Here is a 15,058-nt window from a genome sequence, read left to right on the forward strand (position 1 = left end):
TGTCCCGCGCCGCGTTCGGCGCGTGGTTCGATACGCCCGGATCGACGGTTCAGGGCTGGGAAGAGGACGGCAAGCGCGCGTCTCCGGCGGTGCTCAACCAGATCGCGGCGAACGGCATCGCGCATCATCAGGACTGGTACGTCCATGTCCGCAACCTGGAGCAGGCGATGGACTGGACACCCGACAGCTGGACCCGGGCCGAAGCGCGTCAGCTTCCGGTTTACCCCGACGCCGCTGCACTGACCGCCGCGACCGACACCCTGTCCAGCTTTCCCCGCTGGTCTTCGCGGGCGAGGCGCGCGCACTGACCCAGGAGCTTGCCCGCGTATCGCGCGGCGAGGCGTTCCTGTTGCAGGGTGGCGACTGCGCCGAAAGCTTCGCCGAGTTCCACCCGAACAATATCCGCGATACGTTTCGCGTCATTCTCCAGATGGCGGTGGTTCTCACCTTTGCGTCGAAACTCCCGACGGTGAAGCTCGGCCGCATGGCGGGGCAGTTCGCCAAGCCGCGTTCGGCCGATACCGAGACGATCGATGGCGTGGAACTGCCCAGCTATCGCGGCGACATCGTCAACGACATCGCCTTCACCCCCGAAGCGCGCATTCCCGACCCCCCAGAGGCTGATCCGCGGCTATACCCAGTCGGCGGCGACGCTGAACCTGCTGCGCGCCTTCGCCAGCGGCGGCTATGCGAACCTCCATCAGGTCCACAAATGGACGCTCGACTTCATGGGCCGCAGCCCCTGGGCCGACAAATTCGCCGACGTCGCCGACCGCATCGGCGAAGCGCTCGATTTCATGGAGGCGTGCGGGATCAACCCCGATACCGTGCCCCAGCTGAAGCGCACCGATTTCTACACCAGCCACGAGGCGCTGCTCCTGCCCTATGAGCAGGCGCTGACCCGGCAGGACAGCCTCACCGGCGACTGGTACGACACCAGCGCGCATTTCCTGTGGATCGGCGACCGCACGCGCTTCGAGAATTCGGCGCATGTCGAATTCCTCCGCGGCATCGGCAATCCAATCGGGATGAAGTGCGGGCCGAGCCTTGAGCCGGACGCGCTGCTGCGCCTGCTCGACACGCTCAACCCGACCCGCACGCCGGGGCGGATGACGCTGATCACCCGATACGGCCATGACAAGATCGAGAGCGGCCTGCCCGCGCTGGTTCGCGCGGTGAAGCGTGAGGGGCATCCGGTCGTGTGGAGCTGTGACCCGATGCACGGCAACGTCATCAAGGCGGCCAACGGCTACAAGACGCGCCCGTTCGAGCGCATTCTGGCCGAAGTACGCGGCTTCTTTGCCGTGCATCGCGCCGAAGGGACCTATGCCGGCGGAATCCATGCCGAGATGACCGGACAGAACGTCACCGAATGCACCGGCGGCATGATCGACATCGGCGAGCATGACCTTGCAGACCGCTACCACACCCATTGCGACCCGCGACTCAATGCCGGTCAGAGCCTGGAGCTGGCGTTCCTCCTCGCCGAAATGCTCAATGAGGAGATGGCGGAGCGGCGCAAGGCGGCGTGAGCGGCGGCTCTATTGCCAGTTCCCCAACAGAACGAACGGCGCCCAGTAGAATGGGTGGGCGTAGCCGGTGACAGCTGGTCCAGTCGGCTGGTCAGGCCCGGCGCGACCCGCGCCCCGATCGGCGCCCGCCTCTCCCTGAGCAGTCATCAGTGCGATCTGCGCCTGGCGCAGCGCCTCCGCCTTGCTCGTACCGCCCTTGGCATGGATCGCGTAGAAGCGCTGCATCAACACTGCGGTGGATTCGTCCGCCACCGACCAAAGCGAGGCCAGCACCGCCGACGCGCCGGCCTTTTGCGCCAGTTCGGCTAGGCTCGCATCGACCTCCGACCCGTTCTGACTGCTGCCTGGCACGCCGGTCTGGCACGCCGACAGCGCGAGCAGGTCGACGTCGATCGCGGTGAAACTGCCGTCCTTGATGAATTCGGTCAGCGGCAACTCCTTGCCCGTGCCGAGCAGCAGGAACGACTTGTCGGCGCTCGCGGGATCGAGCGCGAAGTGCGACGCGATATGGATCACGCGATAGCCGCCGGCCATTGCGGTGCCGAGCGCGGTTCGGTCGAATGCCGCGTCGAGCTTCACGACACCCGGCAACACACCGGTCGTCGTGCCATCGGCACGGACAATACCGGACAGTTCGGCGGGAACGGCGGGTAATGGACTGAGCCCCGCCCCACCCTGGCTCGCCCCCAGCGCGGCGACACGCCATGATTTCGCGTCGGAGGGGCCGGTCTGCACCTCATCGATCGATCGGAAGGCGCTGAACGCATAGCGTTTCGCCAGCCAGTCCTTGCCGTCGTGCAGTGCCGCCATCGGCAGATAGCGCAACGCATCGTCGAGCGAGAGCATGACCCGGCTGATCCCGGCGGCGCGCAGCGCTCTGTCCACCGGCTCGAACATCGATCTGTACAGCTTCGACGCGGGATCGGTGATGAACACCGCCTTGTCGCTGATCGCCTGACGATACAGGCCGATATCCTTGCGCACCGCGGTAGTGTCGACGTGCACGACAATCGTCTTCTGGAAATTGGCTGTGGTCAGCAGCCAATGAATCCTGTCGGGCAGCACGACGGCGTGCAGCGCGGCGACGTCCTTCCCCAATCGCCGGACGGTTGAAATGAGGCGGGGCTGGATCGACGCGACGCGATCCGCTTTTGCTGCCTGATCCTGCGTCACGGCAGCATCCAGCCCGGCGACGACATCGGCCAGTTCGCCCAGTTCGCCACGGAACGCTGTCTGCGCCGCCCCCAGAGCCGTCGTCGCCGCAGCCAGCTTCTGCTGCTGCTCCGGGCTTAGCGCCCCCTTCTGCTGAAGCGCGATCAACCGGTCACGCGCGGCTCCGGCCTCTGCGAGCGCGGTCGTCGCGGCTTCGAACGCTGCGATGCTCTGTGTCTGCTTGGCATCGAGCGGCATCTGCTCGAAGGCTTCGCCCTCTCGCCGCCGGTCGCGAGTATAGTTGTAGCTCTCGAAATCCTTGAGCATCGCCAGCACATGCTCGGCCTCACCGAACCGCCCCATCTCCATGAAGATGCCGGCGAGGTAGCGATAGCGGTCCTGATGCACGCGGATGAAGCATTCGCGGATCGACGGATCGAGGTCGGCGATCCGCTTGCGCGCGTCCTGCAATTTGTTGACCGCGACCTTGGCGAAGAACAGCGCCGCCTCGCGCCGTCCGCCGCCACTCGCCTCCTTGGCCGCGCTCGACCAGTGGCACGAAGATTCGATCAGCGCGAAATAATTGTCGCGGCTGCCGAACCGGTTGGTCAGCGCGGCTTCCTTGATCGCCAGCGAACGGACCTTGGTCGCGAGATACCGGTCCATCTCTCCGAAGAGGAGATAATGTTCCTCGAGCCCGCGAAACCCTTCGAACACCGCGAATTCGGAGCCATTCTCGACCGCGGCGTCGAGTTCCTTCTTGAGCGTCGCCTCACGCGCCGCGAATGTCGGTTCAGGCGCAATGCCCTCGGTTTCTGGGCCGATCGGCAGCGGGGTAAAGCCCTCGATCTTCACCAGACACTTGATCGTGGCCTGAATTCCGCACGCTTCCTGCCATTTTTTCGCGTCGTCGCTGCCACGCCGTACCGCTTCGGCGAGCCACAAGCGGGTCTGTTTGATGTCGGGCTTCATCCCCCAGCCAAGCGCAGACGCGCGCACCATCGCCACCGCGCCGCCGCTCCAGCCCGAGCCTGCCGCGTGCTTGAACCAGCGCAGCGCCATGTCCGGGTCTTTCGCTACGCCGGAGCCGTGGAGATACGCCTCTCCGAGCGCCACTCGCGCGCTGTAATCACCGCAATGCACCGCCCAGCGCAGCAAGCGGATCGCTTCCTTCGGATTGGCTTTGGTACCGTCGCCGGCCAGGTACATCCGCGCGAGCAGCACGGCATTGGCAAAGCTTGCCGACGCCGCGCGCTGCATCCATTCGAACGCCTGCGCAGCGTCACGTTGCGGCGCTCCTGCCAGTTCCGCTTCGGTAAACTCCAGATCGCCCTTGTAATAGAGCGCCAGGCTCAGTGCCGCATAGCCCTCCCCCTGCGATAGGCATCCTCCCACGCCCGCACCGCCTTGACCGCGCTCTTGTCGACGCCGAACCCCTTGGAGTGGAGATAGCCGATCGCCCGCTGCGCATCGGCCGATCCGCGCTCGGCGGCGATCACGAACCACTTCATCGCTGCGGCAGAATCCCCCTTGCCGTCGTCGAGCAACCGCCACGCATATTTGGCAGCCGCCTCCTTCATCCCGAGATTCGCAAGCGCGGCAAAGGTCGGAATATGCGACGCATCGCCGTTGAAGTTGAACATGTACGGCGTATCGAACTGCGCGAGAAAGACTGTGCGCCGCTCCTCGGGCAATGCCTTGAACTCATCGGTTTCGGCGTAGCGGACGAGTTCGCGCTGCGCTGCCTCCTGCAACCGAAGATCCATCATCAGCTTGAGCTGATATTCCTTGGCCACCGACGGGTCGCTCGCCGCCTTGGCATATTGCACCGCCAACCCGAATTGCTGCTTCGCCAGCTTGCCCGACTGCAGGGCCTTGGCAACGTCGGTCAGCACCTTGGGGTCGGTCAACGCAGCGACCTTCGCGCGCCAGGCGGCACTATCAATTTCGAGCCGGGCTGCGTCGATCATCGGTCCAGGGTGCGCCAATGCCGCGAGCGCCCAGCCCTCGCCCTTCTCTGCGCGCTCGATCAGTATTTTCAGTGCGTAGGCACGCTCGGCCTCGCCGGGATTGTCGCGCAACACCGTTTCGACCAGCGGCCGCGCGGTATCGGCGACATCGGCGGCAACGGCCTTCTCATAATATTTGCGCGCCGATTTGAGGTCCATCGGCACCGCCTTGCCCTCGGCCAACGCGTCGGCGGCAAAGGCAGCATCCTCGGGATCGTCGGTCTCGGCGAGCTTGTGATACCATCTGATCGCGGCGGGATTGTCGCTCGGGACGCCGGTGAACTCGCTCGACGCGAGCCCGAGCGCCAATTTCCGCATGCCGGCCCCGTTCCCGGCCTCTGCCGCCTTGCGGTACCATTCGCGCCCTGCAAGCTCGTCGCGCGGCATCCCCCGCCCGTTGGTTGTCATGTCGCCCAGTTCGACCATCGCGTCGGAATCATCGGCATCCGCCGCCTTGCGGTACCAGGCGATCGCCATCTGGGTGTCGCGCTCCAGGCCGATCCCGTCGCGATAATAGGTGCCCAGCCGCCGCATCGCGCCGGTCTGCCCACGATCGACCGCCAGACGCATATAGTCCGCAGCGCCCTTTTCGTCCTTGGCGCCGCCCTTGCCGACCTGAAGCAGGATCGCGTAATTCTCCGCGCCCCAACCCGATCCGCGATCGGCACCGAGCTTGTAGAGCCGCCGCGCCTCAACCGGATCCTTCGGGCCGTCAAGACCCATCTCCGCCATATAGCCGAGCGCCACGATGGCGTCGGCCTCTCCCAGCTCCATCGCCCGCTGATACCATTTGCGGGCGAGCGCCAGATCCTTGGTCACTCCGCTGGTCCCGAACCGGTAGTGATCCGCCAGCGCCTTCGCCGCGCCATCATGGCCAAGGTCGGCGGCACGAACATAGGTGGCGATCGCCGCCTCGACATTCTTCGGCGTGCCGGTGCCATTCAGATAATATTCCGCCAACCGCCCCAGCAGCCAGATGTTGCGCCCCCCTCTCCCCCGACTTGGCCAGCGCGAAGGCGCGAGCCGGGTCGTTGGGCACGCCATTGCCGGTCTCATACATCGACGCGAGCGTGTTCACTGCCTGAAGACTGCCCGCCGCCGCCGCACGTTCGATCAGGCTCAGCGCCGCCTTGCTATCCCCGGCCTTGCTGAAGGCACGGCCGAGATTGGCCATGACTGCAGCGTCGCGCGGATGCGCCTCCAGCGCGCGGCGACACAGTTCGATCGCGCGCTCGGCGACCATGTCGTCGAACTGCACGCCAGTCTTGTCATCAGGGGTGGGCAGCCGCGCTTCCTGCGCGCACGCCCTGCGCAAATCGCCGTCACGCGCCTCTGCATGACCGCAGATCAACGCCGCGATCGAGACGCCGGTGCCAAAGAGGATGCCGCGTGCCATGGATCCGCCTCCACCCTCTTATCCCCCAGTGGGAGATGCCGTGACAAGCCTTTCAATTCAGACGAAACCAGTTGCCAGAGGGCCTGTAAGCCGGGTTCTGTCCACGCGGCCCTTTCCCGCAAGGGAGGTGCGCGCGATAGGCGACCATTCCTCTAGGCCCACATTTGCATGGGGGGCTCAAGCAATCAACCCGGACCGCGGGGCGGAACTCCCCATATGCGGTCCCTATTCGATCTTGCTCCCGGTGGGGTTTGCCGTGCCGCTTCCGTTGCCGGTCGCGCGGTGCGCTCTTGCCGCACCCTTTCACCCTTGCCCTCAGTCCGAAGACCAGTGGGCGGTCTGCTCTCTGTGGCACTTTCCCTGACCCCGGCGAACCGGGACCGCCGGGCGTTACCCGGCACCGTGTTTCCGTGGAGCCCGGACTTTCCTCGGTGCATCTTCATGCAACGCGGCCGCCCGGCCCTCTGGCGTCGGCTGCGATAGGCTCAATCCCGGCGCGGTGCAAATAGCGGCTTTGCAGCCGGCCACCACGACAACCACACTTCCGCTACCAGCAGCGGCAGGACGAAGCTCAGCCACCCCCGCGTCGCCGCACGCAGTTCCGAATTCTCGATAAAGCCCAACAACGCACCCTCCCCCGCCGCCATCATCCGCAGCCACACGAACGACAGCGCAATCGCGGTCGCCCGTATGACGAAGCCGCGATGCAGGTCGAACCGTCGCCGACACGCCGCCTGCCACGCCACCACGACGAATCCGATCCACACGGCTGCGAACAGCGTCAGGGGCACCTGCGTCTCCTGCGCTGCGATGCTGCTGCCAAGATGCAGCGCGAACAGCCCGGCGAGCAGCGATGCGATGAGATAGGCCCGGCCAAGCGCGCGATGCAGCCATGGCCAGCGCCCGCGCACCGTCGCCGCGAACTGAACCGGTGCGATCAGAAGCACGGGAATGGCCAGCGCAACATGCGCGAAATACCAGATGCGACGCCCCCAAAACGTCTCGCCGGTCGGCACCTCGCGCGTCGCGATGAATCGGAACGAGTCGCTCAGGAACCAGGCAGCTGCGGCCGCCACGACCAGCCAGAACAGCGCCCAGCCCCATCGTCTCGCGGCGTTCACCTCTTGCGCGCACCCTTCACCGTCGCGGGCAGCCGATAGCGTGCGTCGTCGATCGCCACCTCGATTGCGTCCTTGTCGATGATCGTCACCGCCGCCGCCTGCGCGCCATCAGCGGCGATCACCCCGCGCCCGTCGCGCGTGACGCGCAGCCGGTGGAACCCGCCATCGGGGTGGCGGATCGTCAGTATCAGCCCGTCCTGCGTCTGCGCGCGGTCGATCGTGCAGCGCGTGGAAAAGTCATCGCCACCGCCCAGCGCGCAGGGGATCCGCCCCTCGGCTTCGTCACGCGCCGCTTGCGCGCGCGCGTCCTTGACGTGATCCGCCTTGGTCTTGACCGGGCCGGGATCGCAGGCGGCGACCGCAATCAACGCCGTCGCCCCCAAAACTCTAGATATCCGCAAATACATGCGTTTCGGACTTTGCCCCCGGATGCGTTACCGCGCCCTTATAGGCAGGTCCGACATTCTGCGCATAGCGCCACAGAGCGCCCGATTGATAGTCGTTGGTGCGCGGCTGCCAGGCGGCGCGGCGCGCGGCCAGCACGTCTTCGGCGACGAGCAGGTCGATCGTCCCCGCCTCGGCATCGATGCGGATCGTGTCGCCATCCTCGACCAGCGCGATCGGCCCGCCCTCGGCCGCTTCAGGTCCGACATGGCCGATACAGAAGCCGCGCGTCGCGCCCGAGAAGCGCCCATCGGTGATCAGCGCGACCTTCTCGCCCATGCCCAGGCCATAGAGCGCGGCGGTGGTCGACAGCATCTCGCGCATGCCGGGGCCGCCCTTCGGCCCTTCATAGCGGATCACGACGACCTCACCCTCAAGGATCGACCGCGCCTCGACCGCCGCGAACGCATCCTCCTCGCAATCGAAGCAGCGCGCCGGGCCTTCGAAGACCAGGCGGCTCATGCCGGCGACCTTCACGATCGCGCCATCGGGCGCGAGGCTGCCGCGCAGGCCGACAACGCCGCCGGTGGGCGTGATCGGGGTCTTGACGTCGTAGATGACCTTCTGGTCCGGGTTCCACGTGACCTGATCGATATTCTCGCCCAGCGTCTTGCCGGTCACGGTCATGCAATCGCCGTAGAGCAAGCCATTGGCGAGCATGGTCTTCATCAGCATGTAGACGCCGCCAGCTTCGTACATATCCTTTGCGACATACTTGCCACCGGGCTTGAGGTCGGCGGCATAAGGCGTTGATTTGAAGACCTCGGCGACGTCGAACAGGTCGAACTCGATCCCCGCCTCGCTCGCCATGGCGGGGAGGTGCAACGCGGCGTTGGTCGAACCGCCGGTCGCCGCCACGATCCGCGCGGCGTTGACGAACGCTTCGCGCGTACAGATGTCGCGCGGGCGGATGTTCCGCTCGAGCAGCTCCATCACCTGATAGCCCGCCGCAACCGCGATCTGCTCGCGGCTGGTATAGGGCGCAGGGACCATGTTGCTGTTGGGCAGCGACAGTCCGATCGCCTCGCCGACGCACGCCATGGTGTTGGCGGTATACTGGCCGCCGCATGCGCCGTGACCGGGGCATGCGACCTTCTCGAGCGCATGGACTTCGCTGATCGGACAGGTGCCGGCGGCGAACTTGCCCACCACCTCGAACACATCGACCACGGTAACGTCGCGATCCTGATAGCGGCCGGGCAGGATCGACCCGCCATAGACGAAGATCGACGGGATATTGAGGCGCAGCATCGCCATCATCATGCCCGGCAGCGACTTGTCGCACCCGGCAAAGCCCACCAGCGCATCATAGCAATGGCCGCGAACGCTGAGCTCGACCGAGTCGGCGATCACCTCGCGGCTGACCAGCGAGGATTTCATCCCCTGATGCCCCATCGCGATGCCGTCGGTCACGGTGATCGTGTTGAAACGGCGCGGCATCCCGCCATTGTCATTCACGCCCTTGCGCGCGGCATCGGCTTGCGCGTCGAGCGTCGTGTTGCACGGCGCGCTGTCATTGCCCGCGCTGGCGAGCGCGACGAACGGGCGGGCGATTTCCTCTTCGCTGAGCCCCATGGCGTAATAATAGCTGCGGTGCGGGGGCGCGCTCGGGGCCGACGGAGACGTGGCGCGAGGGCAGGCGGGACTTGTCGAAACGGTCGGTCATGCGGCGCCTATGTCGCTGCAAGCCACCCCTGCGCAAGCGGATTGCGCACAAATGTTACTAAATTTCGTAGAATTTCGCACCACATCGTCACGCCGGCGTCATCGGAGATTAGATCATTGCGGATTTCGATGCCCAGATAGGGCGTCCCGGTCGCCTCGGCGTGGCGGTTCATCGTCGCGTTGAGCAGGCGGCCCGAATAGGGCTCGTTATCGCCGGTCACATGCCCCTGGCGGGTTAACCAGTCGACCGCTGGCAGCGCCGCGCGGGCATCGCGATTGTAGAGGATGCCGACTTCCCATGGGCGGGGTGCGACGAACCCGCTTTCCAGCGCGGGGGTAAAGCTGTGGACCGACACGATCAGCGCCGGGCGCTGCGTCCGGACCTGCGCAGCGATGGCGCGGTGATAGGGTGCGTGGAAGCGGGCGATTCGTGCGACCCGGTCGGCACCGTCATTGCCGGAGATCGCGTGGCCATCGCTGGCGTGCGGGATGAGGCCCAGCGCATCGGCCTCACGGTTCAGGTCGATCACCAGCCGCGAGACCGTGGCGAGCATCGCGGTCGCGTCCAGAAGCTTCGCCAGCCCGCGGCTCACCGCCGCCGCACCGATGTCGATCGCGATATGCTTGTCGAGCAATTGGGGGTCGATACCAAGGTCGATATCGGCGGGCACATGGTTGCTGGCATGATCGCACAGGATCAGCATATCGCCGCTGCCTTCGATGCGCTCGACGACGTTCATCTCTTGCCGCCCAGAAAGGCTTCGAGTCGCTCGGCAAAGCCGGACGATCCGAAGGCGTCTTCGAAGGACCGGTCATGCGCCGGATCGCCGGGATCGCGCAGAACCGCCTTGAGCATCCGTACCGCGTCGGGATCATTGGCGGCGATCATTTCGGCCATCGCGCGCGCTTCACCGTCGGCATCCGCCACCCGGCGATGCGCCAAGCCGATCCGCGCGGCCTCGTCCGCGTCGATTCGGTCGCCGGTAAACAGCATCCGCGCCGCCTGTCCGGCCCCGACTCGTTCGCGCAGCCGTGCAACATCGGTCGCGGGGTAGCCGATGCCGAGCCTGGCCGGGGTCGTCGCGAAGAGCGCCGCGTCCCCCGCTACCACAATGTCGCACGCCAGGGTCAGCGCGACCGCCGCACCGAAACACCCGCCATCGACGGCGGCGATCACGGGAACCGGCAATGCCGCGGCTGCCTCGATCCCCCGCGCCATCGCGGTGCGGAAGCGGGTGCGCATCGCCGGGTCGCGGACCAGCGCCGAAAACTCGGAAAGATCTGCCCCAGCGGAGAACATCCCGGGCATCGCCGACTCGATGATCAGCACCCGCGCATCGCTGGCGGCGACCAATGCGGTCGCATCCGCGATCGCATCCCACGCTGCGATCGCCAGCGCGTTGCGCGCGCCGCCCCGGTCGAGGGTCAGCAGCGCGGTCGCCTCATGGAACTGAAGGTGGATCATCTGCGCCCCGCGGGGCGGGGATGGCGCCCGTCCGAAGACGGGGGCCACCCACGGGCGTCTCGCTCCCGGCGCATGACCCGCAATGTCCCTTGAGCAAGTTCGGGGCCAAATGGGCCGCCCCTCCGCTGCGGTGCCGCGAGGGCGGCGGCGCGTCCCGAAACGGGGCAGCGACCTGTCACGACAGCACCGTTTCGAGACACCACCAGCCCGGCTGCTCAGCCACCAGTCGCTCTGCCGCCGCATGGCACGCCGCTGCATCGGCAAAGGTCGCAAAGCAGGTCGCCCCCCGAACCGGACATGCGGCACAGCTCTGCGCCGGCCTGCGCCTCCAGCCATTTCACCGTGTCTGCGATCTGCGGCGCGACGGTCAGCGCGGGCGGATACAAGTCGTTGCGCCCAGCCCTCGCCCGCTCGATCAGGCTCTCAGCGTCCGGCACCGGCCCCCGGTCCACACCATCCCAAGCCGCAAATACCGCACCGGTCGGCACCGCCACCCCCGGGTTGACCAGCAGAACCGGCACGCCCGGCGCGCCGTCGATCCATTCGAGCTGCTCGCCCCGCCCGGTCCCGATCGCGCTGCGCCCGTACAGGCACGCAGGAACATCCGATCCCAACGCATCCGCCACCGCGAACAGGCGCAGATCATTGATCGCTACCCCAGCACGCCTTGCCAACAGCCGCAACGTCGCCGCCGCATCAGCCGATCCACCGCCCAGCCCCGACGCCACCGGCAGGCGCTTGTCGAGAATGATCCGCCCCGGCGTCGCCACCCCGAACGTCGCGCCGAACGCATCGCGCGCACGGGTCACGAGGTTGTCCCCCTCCCCGCTCAGCGCAGCGCCGAACGGCCCTTCGACCTCGAAACCTTCGCCATCCGGGTCGAGCCGAACGACATCGCCGTCGCGCACGAACGCGAACAGTGTCTCCAACTCGTGAAAGCCATCGTCCCGCCGCCGCCGCACATGCAGCGCCAGGTTGAGCTTGGCCGGAGCGGACTCGATCAGGATCAGTTTGCCGCCGTCCTTACCACGACGCCGTCCGCGAGCTTGGTCGCCAGCCGCGCCTTCTGCTCACCCTCGGCATACAGAGACGCCGCGCGCCAGGCATAGCGTGCCTCGAACCGCCGCCCGGCGCGCCAATAGGCATCACCCAGATGCTCGTTGATCGTAACGCTCGACGGCTGGCCCTGCGCCGCGCGCTCGAGCAGCGGGAGCGCGCGCGCAAGGTCGCCGCTGCGATAATAGCCCCAGCCGAGCGAATCGGTGATCGCCGGATCGTCGGGCCGCAACCGGCTGGCGCGTTCGAGCAGTACCACCGCCTCGGTCAGATTCTCCCCCGCGCTCGACCTGGGCATAGCCCAGATAGTTGAGCGCCACCGGCTCGTCGGGTGCCAGTTCGACGGCCTTGCGCAGATGCGGCAGCGCCGCCGCCCAGTCGCCGGCCCGCTCGAGCGAGCCGCCAAGCTGGAGATAATGGACCCAATTCGCCGCCGCCCCGGCGCGCGCCAACGCGTCGGCATAGAGCTTCGCCGCCTCCGCATCGCGCCCCTGATCGGACAGGATATCGGCATAGCGGCGCAGATCGCGCTCACTCGCTCCGCGTGCCGTCGCCAGCGACCCTGCGAGCGCCAGCGCCTGCGCCGATCCCCCTGCTTGCGGCGCAGCTCGATCCCGCTCCGCCACCGCAGCGCCGTAGAACGGGCTGGCGGGCTTGATTGTCCCAAGCACCAGCTGCGCACGGTCGAACGCACTTTCCTCGCTCAGCGCCGCAGCCAGAAGCAATCGCGCGCGATCGTCGCCCGGTTCGAGCGACAGCGCGGATCGTGCAAGCAGGATCGCCAGTACCTGCGTCTCCTGCCCCTGAAGATCGGCGGCGAGCCGCGTCAGCAACCGGCTGGTGCCGAACGCCGCGCCCGGCCGTACCGCGACCAGTCCGCTGCGCAATCCCGCCATGGTCGGGTCGTCTCCCGCCAGCAATTCCAACGCCACACGCCGCTCACCAATCCCCGCGAGCAGGCTCGCCGCATTCCAGCGCAGGTCGATGCTTCCCGGGTCGGCTCCCATCGCCGCGCGCAGCGCCGCCAGCCCTTCCTCGCGCCGGTTCGAGGCCAGCAACAGCAGCGCGCGATGCTCGGCGATGTAGCGGCGGCTCAGCCCGCTTTCGGTCGCATTGTCGAGGACCGGGAACGGATCGCCGCCGCGATCGAACGCGATCCATGCGCGCAGAACCGGGCTGAGGAAATCCAGCGGCCCCGCCCCGATCCGCCCCAGCGCATCGTCGGCGGCAAGCTTGTTCTTTGCCTTAATCGCATCAGCGAAGGCGAGGATCGCGGTATCGGGCGGCGCAACGTCCGACCGGACAAGCACCGCCGCGGCGCGCCGCGCCAGCGCCAGATCGCCCGCCGCCAGTGCATTGCGATAGGCGCGGATCGCCACCACCTCATCGCCCGGTGCCGCCGCCAGTGCCGCAGCATAGCCCGCCGCCGCAGCATCGACCGCGCCGTCCGCCGCCGCCGCGCGCGCTTCACATAGGCACCCAGATCGGCACGTGCCGCCCCCGGCAACAGGACCGCTAACGCCGCGGCGGGCAGGACGAGATGCTTACATATTGGGGATAGTTCGGACCTCCGCCGCCCTCGGGGACGACCCAGTTGATGTTCTGCGTCGGGTCCTTGATGTCACAGGTCTTGCAGTGGACGCAATTCTGCGCGTTGATCACGAACTTCGGATCGCCCACATCCTCGCCGACGATCTCGTAAACGCCCGCCGGGCAATAACGCTGCGCCGGCTCGTCGTACATCGGCAGATCATATTCGACCGGGATATCGGGATCCTTCAGCGTCAGGTGGACCGGCTGGTCCTCCTCATGGTTGGTGTTCGACAGAAACACCGACGACAGGCGGTCAAAGGTCAGCACACCATCGGGCTTGGGATAGTCGATCGGCTGGACCAGATCCTTGCGCCACAGGCTCTCATGATCGGGCTTGTGGCCCATCGTGAAGGGCATTTTGACGCCCCAGCTCTCCAGGAACATCGTGACGTTGGCGAGCCCGACCCGACCAGATCGCCGAACTTCTTGACCAGCGGCACGACGTTCCGGACGACGCTGAGTTCCTTGTACAGCCAGCTCGCCTCGAACGCTTCCGGATAAGCGGTCAGCTCGTCGCCCGACCGGTCCGCCGCAACCGCCGCGAACGCAGCTTCGGCCGCCATCATGCCGCTCTTCATCGCGCCATGCGTGCCGCTTGATCCGCGGCACATTGAGGAAGCCCGCGCTGTCGCCGATCAGTGCGCCGCCGAGGAACACCAGCTTCGGGATCGACTGCAATCCGCCATCGCTGATCGCGCGCGCGCCGTAGCTGACGCGCTTGCCGCCCTTGAGGATCTTGGCGATCGCCGGATGGGTCTTCCAGCGCTGCATCTCCTGGAACGGCGACAGATAGGGGTTGGAGAGTAATTGAGCCAGGTCACGAACCCGAGCGCGACCTGTCCATTGGCCTGATGGTACAGGAACCCCCGCCATTCGACCCGGCGGTCTCGTTGAGCGGCCAGCCCTGGGTATGGATCACCCGGCCCGGCTCGTGCAGTTCGGGATCGATGTCCCCAATGTTCATGACGCCCAGGCCATAGATTTGCGGCTCGACACCCTCGCAAAGGTTGAACTGGCGCTGGATCTGCTTCGACAGATGCCCGCGCACGCCCTCACCGAACAACGTGTAGCGCGCGTGCAGCTCTAGGCCGGGCTGATAGTCGTGCTTGCGCGTACCGTCGCGCGCCACGCCCATGTCGCCGGTTGCGACGCCCTTCACCGACCCATCCTCATTGTAGAGGATCTCGGCGGCAACAAAGCCTGGGAAAATCTCGACCCCCGGCCCTCAGCCTGCTCCGCGAGCCAGCGGGTGAAGATAGCGAAGACTCCCGGTGTACGTCCCTCATTGTGCATGAACTTGGGGGTGATGAAGTGCGGGATCGCCCATTTGCCCGTCTTCGACAGCAGCCAGTGCTGGTTGTCGGTCACCGGCACCTGCGCCAGCAGACAGCCGGTCTCGCGCCAGTCGGGCAGCAGTTCGTCGAGTGCCTTGGGATCGATCACACCGCGCCCGACTGGGATGTGCGCGCCGACCTCGGACCCTTTTTCGAGCACGCACGGCGATCTGGCTTTGCCCGCTGCAAATGCATAACTGTTTCAACCGGATCGCCGCCGCAAGGCTACGCCGGCCCTGCGCCCACGATCACCACGTCATGGGGCATCGATCGCGTTCGCTCACTTCCCGT

The 15,058-nt window shown here is 66.6% G+C and carries 8 protein-coding genes, 1 other RNA gene and 4 pseudogenes; 1 reads left to right on the top strand and 12 read right to left on the bottom strand.

Annotated elements, in window-relative coordinates; all coding sequences use genetic code 11:
- The first annotated feature begins 167 nt into the window (after window positions 1-167).
- Window positions 168-1,532: pseudogene (locus tag LRS08_RS19895) on the top strand (class II 3-deoxy-7-phosphoheptulonate synthase).
- A gap of 9 nt (window positions 1,533-1,541) precedes the next feature.
- Here LRS08_RS19895 and LRS08_RS19900 read toward each other — a convergent pair.
- The 12 genes and pseudogenes from LRS08_RS19900 to LRS08_RS19955 all read right to left on the bottom strand — a co-directional run.
- Window positions 1,542-4,079: a CHAT domain-containing protein gene (locus LRS08_RS19900; protein WP_260481160.1), complete on the bottom strand. Its 2,538-nt coding sequence runs from the start codon at window positions 4,077-4,079 to the stop codon at window positions 1,542-1,544.
- Entirely contained in the window at window positions 4,037-5,653 is a 1,617-nt protein-coding gene (locus LRS08_RS19905; protein WP_260481161.1) for a tetratricopeptide repeat protein, read from the bottom strand. Before LRS08_RS19905 ends, LRS08_RS19900 begins: the two co-directional genes overlap by 43 nt.
- On the bottom strand, window positions 5,562-6,089 hold the full coding sequence (locus tag LRS08_RS19910; protein ID WP_260481162.1) for a tetratricopeptide repeat protein: 528 nt from the start codon (window positions 6,087-6,089) through the stop codon (window positions 5,562-5,564). The genes LRS08_RS19905 and LRS08_RS19910 overlap by 92 nt, the downstream gene beginning before the upstream one ends.
- A gap of 70 nt (window positions 6,090-6,159) precedes the next feature.
- Window positions 6,160-6,557: RNase P RNA component class A (gene rnpB, locus LRS08_RS19915), an RNA gene on the bottom strand.
- 17 nt (window positions 6,558-6,574) lie between these two features.
- Window positions 6,575-7,210: a DUF2306 domain-containing protein gene (locus LRS08_RS19920; RefSeq protein ID WP_260481163.1), complete on the bottom strand. Its 636-nt coding sequence runs from the start codon at window positions 7,208-7,210 to the stop codon at window positions 6,575-6,577.
- Window positions 7,207-7,578, bottom strand: a complete 372-nt coding sequence (locus LRS08_RS19925; protein ID WP_257845562.1) for a hypothetical protein — start codon at window positions 7,576-7,578, stop codon at window positions 7,207-7,209. The genes LRS08_RS19920 and LRS08_RS19925 overlap by 4 nt, the downstream gene beginning before the upstream one ends.
- 19 nt (window positions 7,579-7,597) lie before the next feature.
- A pseudogene (gene ilvD / locus LRS08_RS19930) lies at window positions 7,598-9,320 on the bottom strand (dihydroxy-acid dehydratase).
- Between the two features lie 7 nt (window positions 9,321-9,327).
- The gene (locus LRS08_RS19935) at window positions 9,328-10,059 is read right to left on the bottom strand and encodes an N-formylglutamate amidohydrolase (protein WP_257846166.1); all 732 of its coding nucleotides are present in this window, start codon (window positions 10,057-10,059) and stop codon (window positions 9,328-9,330) included.
- A complete protein-coding gene (locus tag LRS08_RS19940; RefSeq protein WP_260481164.1) occupies window positions 10,056-10,784 on the bottom strand; it encodes an enoyl-CoA hydratase/isomerase family protein in 729 nt (242 codons plus the stop codon). Before LRS08_RS19940 ends, LRS08_RS19935 begins: the two co-directional genes overlap by 4 nt.
- 175 nt (window positions 10,785-10,959) lie before the next feature.
- Window positions 10,960-11,791: pseudogene (locus LRS08_RS19945) on the bottom strand (4-(cytidine 5'-diphospho)-2-C-methyl-D-erythritol kinase).
- A gap of 138 nt (window positions 11,792-11,929) precedes the next feature.
- The gene (locus LRS08_RS19950; protein WP_260481165.1) at window positions 11,930-13,219 is read right to left on the bottom strand and encodes a lipopolysaccharide assembly protein LapB; all 1,290 of its coding nucleotides are present in this window, start codon (window positions 13,217-13,219) and stop codon (window positions 11,930-11,932) included.
- 136 nt (window positions 13,220-13,355) lie between these two features.
- Window positions 13,356-15,058 (bottom strand): annotated as a pseudogene (locus tag LRS08_RS19955) (electron transfer flavoprotein-ubiquinone oxidoreductase); the annotation flags it as partial.

Origin of the sequence: Sphingomonas sp. J315 (genome assembly GCF_024666595.1) — a bacterium.
Lineage (GTDB): Bacteria > Pseudomonadota > Alphaproteobacteria > Sphingomonadales > Sphingomonadaceae > Sphingomonas.

Coding starts and splice junctions, on each gene's coding strand:
- LRS08_RS19910 (WP_260481162.1), bottom strand. CDS start 6,089: ATGGCACGCGGCATCCTCTTTGGCACCGGCGTCTCGATCGCGGCGTTG.
- LRS08_RS19940 (WP_260481164.1), bottom strand. CDS start 10,784: ATGATCCACCTTCAGTTCCATGAGGCGACCGCGCTGCTGACCCTCGAC.
- LRS08_RS19935 (WP_257846166.1), bottom strand. CDS start 10,059: ATGAACGTCGTCGAGCGCATCGAAGGCAGCGGCGATATGCTGATCCTG.